This is a genomic window from Flavonifractor plautii ATCC 29863, from assembly GCF_000239295.1.
Lineage (GTDB): Bacteria > Bacillota > Clostridia > Oscillospirales > Oscillospiraceae > Flavonifractor > Flavonifractor plautii.
Genome location: NZ_JH417651.1, coordinates 1 through 3,417, shown reverse-complemented (window position 1 = coordinate 3,417; position 3,417 = coordinate 1). Strand labels below are relative to the sequence as shown.

3 protein-coding genes and 1 pseudogene are annotated in these 3,417 nt (G+C 60.3%); 3 read left to right on the top strand and 1 reads right to left on the bottom strand.

Annotated features, from left to right (window positions below):
• A partial coding sequence (locus HMPREF0372_RS19950) for a hypothetical protein (protein WP_007488552.1) occupies positions 1-636 on the top strand: 636 nt, incomplete at its 5' end.
• A 3-nt stretch (positions 637-639) separates the two neighbouring features.
• On the opposite strand, the gene HMPREF0372_RS02075 is transcribed toward HMPREF0372_RS19950, so the two are convergent.
• A complete protein-coding gene (locus tag HMPREF0372_RS02075) occupies positions 640-972 on the bottom strand; it encodes a hypothetical protein (protein ID WP_033118049.1) in 333 nt (110 codons plus the stop codon).
• A gap of 97 nt (positions 973-1,069) precedes the next feature.
• Between HMPREF0372_RS02075 and HMPREF0372_RS02070 the strand changes: the two genes are divergently transcribed.
• Positions 1,070-1,420 carry a PrgI family protein gene (locus HMPREF0372_RS02070; RefSeq protein WP_033118063.1) on the top strand — a complete coding sequence of 117 codons (351 nt, stop codon included), beginning with the start codon at positions 1,070-1,072 and terminating at the stop codon, positions 1,418-1,420.
• Positions 1,413-3,386 (top strand): annotated as a pseudogene (locus HMPREF0372_RS02065) (VirB4-like conjugal transfer ATPase, CD1110 family); the annotation flags it as partial. The gene HMPREF0372_RS02070 and the pseudogene HMPREF0372_RS02065, both read left to right, overlap by 8 nt.
• Positions 3,387-3,417 lie beyond the last annotated feature (31 nt).

The window sequence follows — 3,417 nt, the reverse complement described above, 5'->3', positions numbered from 1 at the left end:
AAGACCTGCGGCAGCTTTACCGAGCTGAAGAAGCCGGAAATGGCCTTCAAATGCTTTGTCCGTTTTATTCTGGCCCAAGCCGCGGTAATGTATGGGATGGAGCTCATGACCGCCCTGTTCCGTGTGGCCCAGGGCATGATCTCCACCATCATGGACTCGTCTGGCCTGGCGGATCTAAGCGCCACCACACTGCCGGACGAGATGGTGGCCATCATTGAGAGCGTGGGGTTGATCGAGAGCATCCCCCTGTGGGCCATCACTCTGCTGGGCTCCCTGTTTATCTGGGTGCTGGCCCTGGTCATGATTCTGACCGTCTACAGCCGTTTTTTCAAACTCTATATTGCGACGGCTATCGCACCTGTACCGCTGGCCAGCTTTGCAGGACAGCCCTCCAGCAACATCGGCGTGGCCTTTTTGAAAAGCTACACCGCCATCTGCCTGGAGGGCTGTGTGATTGTATTGGCCTGTGTGATTTTCTCCGCCTTCGCCTCGACCCCGCCCGCCATAGCGGACAGCTCTCTCGCTCCAGCCACCATTGTGTGGAACTATGTTGGCGAACTGATTTTCAATATGCTGGTGCTGGTGGGGGCCATCAAGATGAGCGACCGGCTCATCCGGGAGCTGATGGGCCTGTAAACATTACAGTTCCTCCGTATCCACTATGGATGTCCCCGCCGCCCTGGCCTGCCGTACACGCTGGACAAGCCGCTTCGCTGCGGCGTGCTCAGCCAGTGCATCCCCCAGAACTTCAGCCGCCTTCCGCACCAGCGTCACCACCCAAGAGAGGGCGGCTGCGCCGACCAGGAGGAGAAGGATGCCGTCCGCAAGCGCCGTGTGGGCCTGATACCAGCCGTGGAACACGGTGAGCATCAGCAGCACATACACAAGCGGGATTCCCAGCCGGAGCCGGATCGCCAGACTCAGCAGTAAGGGCAGGAGGCACAGCCCCGCCCCAAGCATCAAAACCACCATCGCCACAACCTCCCTTTTTTGTTTGTGGCATATTAGCATAGACAGACAGCTTTTGCAACCGTCTGTCTGCCAATTCTTAAAACCGGAGGTGAGTTCACTGGAGGTACGCATCAACAAGGAAGTACGGGACTATCAGGAGAGCTTGTTTTTTGGCCTCACCCTGCGGCAGTTTATTTTCGCCCTGCTGGCCGTCGCCGTGGCCGTGGGCATCTACTTCGGCCTGCGCCCGGTACTGGGCAGCGAGGTTGGCTGGGTGTGTGTCCTGGCCGCCTTTCCCTTTGCCCTGGGCGGCTTTTTTCGGTATAACAGCATGACCTTTGAACAGTTTATCCTGGCTGTGATCCGCTCCGAGCTGCTCTATCCGAAGCGGCTCGTATTCAAATCGGACCACCTGTATGCCAAAGCCTTGGAAAATTCAACGCTGAAGGAGGCTCTCAAGCTTGATTAAAACCCTGCTGACCACGTTAAAGCAGGACAAAGAGACATTCGAGGTGCCGAAATCCGTACAGGACGCCATCCCCATCCGCCGCCTCTGGCCGGATGGGATTTTTCAATTCGGAAGCAAATTCTCCAAGACCCTGCGGTTCAGCGACATCAACTACGCCATCGCATCCAAAGAGGACAAGACGGCCATGTTCCTGGACTACTCCGAGCTGCTCAACGCGCTGGATGCCGGGTCCACCACCAAGATCACCATCAACAACAAGCGGGTCAACCGGGAGGACTTTGAACGGGAGATCCTGCTTCCCCGACAGGATGACGCGCTGGACGGCTACCGGGCCGAGTACAACGCCATGCTCATGGACAAGGTCACCGACTCCTCCAACAGCGTGGCCCAGGAGCGGTATATCACCCTGTCCGTTTACCGCAAGAGCGTGGAGGAGGCCCGCACATTCTTTGACCGGGTGGTACACGATGTGACCTCCCGGCTGAACCATCTGGACTCCCACAGCGAGGAGCTGGACGCGGTGGAGCGCCTGCGGGTGCTCCACGACTTCTACCGCGCCGGCGAGGAGACGGAGTACCGCCTGGATCTGCGTGAGTGTATGCTCCGCGGCCACTCCTTCAAGGACGCCATCTGCCCGGACAGCCTGGAATTCAGGAAGGATCACTTCGTCATGGGGAACAAGTACGGCCGCGTGCTGTTCCTCAAGGAGTACGCCAGCTACATCAAGGACTCCATGATCAACGAGCTGACCGGTCTGAACCGAAACCTGATGCTGTCCATCGACATCATCCCCGTCCCAACGGACGAGGCCGTGCGGGAGCTGCAGAACCGCCTGCTTGGGGTGGAGACCAATGTCACCAACTGGCAGCGCCGGCAGAACAGCAGCAACAACTTCTCCGCCATTGTCCCCTACGATCTGGAGCAGCAGCGGAAGGAGACCCGCGAGATGCTGGACGACCTGACCACCCGTGACCAGCGGATGCTGTTCGCCGTGGTGACGCTGGTGCATCTGGCGGACAGCAGGAAGGAGCTGGACAGCGACACGGAAGCCCTCCAGTCCATCGCCCGGAAGCATCTGTGCCAGCTCGCCCCTCTGAGCTGGCAGCAGGCGGACGGCCTCGTCACCGCCCTGCCCCTGGGCCTGCGACGGATTAGCGCCCTGCGCACCCTCACCACCGAGGCCCTGGCCGTGCTCATGCCCTTCAAGGCCCAGGAGATCCGCCACCAGGGCGGCGTGTACTACGGTCAGAATGTCATCAGCCGGAACCTCATCCTGGCCAACCGGAAGGAGCTGCTCAACGGCAACGGGTTTGTCCTGGGCGTCTCCGGCTCCGGCAAGTCCTTCACCGCCAAGCGGGAGCTGGCGGCGCTGGCCCTGGCCACCGGCGACGATATTATTTGTATCGACCCGGAATCGGAGTACCGGCCCATCATTGAAGGGCTGGGCGGCGAGGTGGTCAATATCTCCGCGACTTCGCCCAACCACATCAACGCCATGGACATGGAGCAGGGTTACGGCGACGGGGAGAACCCGGTGGTGCTCAAGTCCGAGTTTCTTCTCTCGCTGTGTGAGCAGCTCATGGGCAGCCGCCAGCTCTCCGCCAAGGAGAAGTCCATCATCGACCGCTGCACGGCCCAGTGCTACCACGGCTACATCCGGGGCGGGTACCAGGGCAGCGTCCCCACCCTGCGGGATTTCCACGCGGAACTGCTCCGCCAGCCGGAGCCAGAGGCTCGCGACGTGGCCCTGGCCATTGAGCTGTTCACCGAGGGCAGCCTGAACACCTTTGCCAAGCCCACCAATGTGGACACAAGCTCCCGCATCCTCTGCTACGACATCCGGGATCTGGGCAAGCAGCTCCTTCCCGTGGGGATGCTGGTGGTGCTGGACAGCGTATTCAACCGCATCATCCGCAACCGCAGGCTGGGCAGGAGCACCTGGGTCTATATTGATGAGATCTATGTGCGTCCGGAAGCCGCCTGAAGCAACGCAGGCA

Excerpts from the sequence above, each read along its gene's own strand:
- HMPREF0372_RS02075 (WP_033118049.1), bottom strand. The coding sequence starts at position 972 with ATGGTGGTTTTGATGCTTGGGGCGGGGCTGTGCCTCCTGCCCTTACTG.